Raw genomic sequence first — 2,169 nt, forward strand, 5'->3', positions numbered from 1 at the left:
GATGAGGACCGACTGATGGCCGGCAAAACGCTTTACGACAAGCTTTGGGATTCCCATGAAGTGAAACGGCGCGACGATGGCTCGTCGCTGATTTATATCGACCGTCACATCATCCATGAAGTGACCTCGCCCCAAGCGTTCGAAGGCCTGCGTCTGGCCGGGCGCAAGCCTTGGCGCGTCGACTCCATCATCGCCACACCCGACCACAACGTGCCGACCACCCCTGAGCGCAAGGGTGGCATCGATGCCATTGCCGACCAGGTGTCGCGTCTGCAGGTGCAGACCCTCGACGACTACTGCGACGAATATGGCATTACCGAATTCAAGATGAATGACGTGCGTCAAGGCATCGTGCACGTGATCGGCCCGGAGCAGGGCGCGACCTTGCCGGGCATGACCGTGGTCTGCGGCGACTCCCACACCTCCACCCACGGAGCCTTTGGCGCCCTGGCCCACGGCATCGGCACCTCCGAGGTGGAACATGTGTTCGCCACCCAATGCCTGGTCGCCAAAAAAATGAAGAATATGTTGGTGAAGGTCGAAGGCAAGTTGCCGTTCGGCGTCACCGCCAAGGACATCGTGCTCGCGGTGATCGGCAAGATCGGCACCGCCGGCGGTAACGGCCATGCTATCGAGTTTGCTGGCAGCGCCATTCGCGACCTGTCCATCGAAGGCCGCATGACCATCTGCAACATGTCCATCGAAGCCGGTGCCCGCGTGGGCATGGTGGCGGCGGATGAAAAGACCGTTGAATACGTCAAGGGTCGTCCCTTCGCTCCGGCAGGGGCTGATTGGGATGCGGCAGTAGAAGCCTGGAAAGACCTGGTCTCCGATGCCGATGCGGTGTTCGACACTGTGGTCGAGCTCGACGCTGCCCAGATCAAGCCACAAGTCAGCTGGGGCACTTCGCCGGAAATGGTCCTGGCCGTCGACCAGAACGTGCCGGACCCCGCCAAGGAAGCCGACTTGGTCAAGCGCGGCTCCATCGAGCGCGCCTTGAAGTACATGGGCTTGCAGGCCAACCAGGCGATCACCGACATCCAGTTGGATCGCGTGTTCATCGGTTCCTGCACCAACTCGCGGATCGAAGACCTGCGCGCCGCGGCGGTGATCGCCAAGGGCCGCAAAGTGGCGTCGACCATCAAGCAAGCCATCGTCGTGCCGGGCTCGGGCCTGGTCAAAGCGCAAGCCGAGGCGGAAGGCCTGGACAAGATCTTCCTCGAAGCCGGTTTTGAATGGCGTGAGCCGGGTTGCTCGATGTGCCTGGCGATGAACCCGGACCGCTTGGAGTCGGGCGAGCACTGCGCGTCCACCTCCAACCGTAACTTCGAAGGGCGTCAGGGCGCCGGTGGACGAACCCACCTGGTCAGCCCGGCCATGGCCGCTGCCGCTGCCGTCAACGGTCGTTTCATCGACGTTCGCGAATTGATCTGAGGAATACCCGATGAAAGCTTTTACTCAACACACCGGTTTAGTCGCGCCGTTGGACCGTGCCAACGTGGACACCGACCAGATCATTCCCAAGCAGTTCTTGAAATCGATCAAGCGCACCGGTTTCGGCCCGAACCTGTTCGACGAGTGGCGCTACCTGGACGTGGGCTACGCCTACCAGGACAACTCCAAGCGCCCGCTGAACAAGGATTTCGTACTCAACGCCGAACGTTACCAAGGCGCCAGCGTGTTGCTCGCCCGGGAAAACTTCGGTTGTGGCTCCAGCCGTGAACACGCGCCGTGGGCCCTTGAAGAATATGGCTTTCGCAGCATCATCGCGCCGAGCTACGCCGATATCTTCTTCAACAACAGCTTCAAGAACGGCTTGCTGCCGATCATCTTGAGTGATGCCGAAGTGGATGAGCTGTTCAAGCAAGTGGAGGCGGAAGAGGGTTACCAGCTGACCGTCGATCTGGCCGCGCAAACGGTGACCCGTCCGGATGGCAAGGTGTATCACTTTGAAGTGGATGCGTTCCGTAAGCACTGTCTGCTCAACGGCCTGGACGATATCGGCCTGACCTTGCAGGACGGCGACGCGATTGCCGCGTTTGAAGCCAAGCACCGGGCGAGCCAGCCTTGGTTGTTTCGCGATGCCTGATTTTATGTAAGCAGGACTGGCCCCTTCGCGAGCAAGCCCGCTACCACATTTGAAAGTGTTCGCTATTCTAAATGTGGGAG

Annotated in this window: 2 protein-coding genes; both read left to right on the plus strand. The window is 60.4% G+C overall.

Annotated elements, in window-relative coordinates; all coding sequences use genetic code 11:
• Nucleotides 1–15: 15 nt before the first annotated feature.
• Nucleotides 16–1,434 (plus strand): 3-isopropylmalate dehydratase large subunit, encoded by a 1,419-nt coding sequence (gene leuC / locus ACRESD_RS03280; RefSeq protein ID WP_431749612.1) that lies wholly within the window; start codon nt 16–18, stop codon nt 1,432–1,434.
• 10 nt (nt 1,435–1,444) lie between these two features.
• Nucleotides 1,445–2,089, plus strand: coding sequence for a 3-isopropylmalate dehydratase small subunit (gene leuD, locus ACRESD_RS03285; protein ID WP_431749611.1), 645 nt, complete (start codon nt 1,445–1,447; stop codon nt 2,087–2,089).
• The last annotated feature ends 80 nt before the right edge of the window (nt 2,090–2,169 follow it).

This window comes from Pseudomonas sp. (assembly GCF_050739995.1).
GTDB lineage: Bacteria > Pseudomonadota > Gammaproteobacteria > Pseudomonadales > Pseudomonadaceae > Aquipseudomonas.

What these genes read in the sequence shown, in the direction of transcription:
- leuD (WP_431749611.1), top strand. Translation starts at nt 1,445, where the DNA reads ATGAAAGCTTTTACTCAACACACCGGTTTAGTCGCGCCGTTGGACCGT.
- leuC (WP_431749612.1), top strand. Translation starts at nt 16, where the DNA reads ATGGCCGGCAAAACGCTTTACGACAAGCTTTGGGATTCCCATGAAGTG.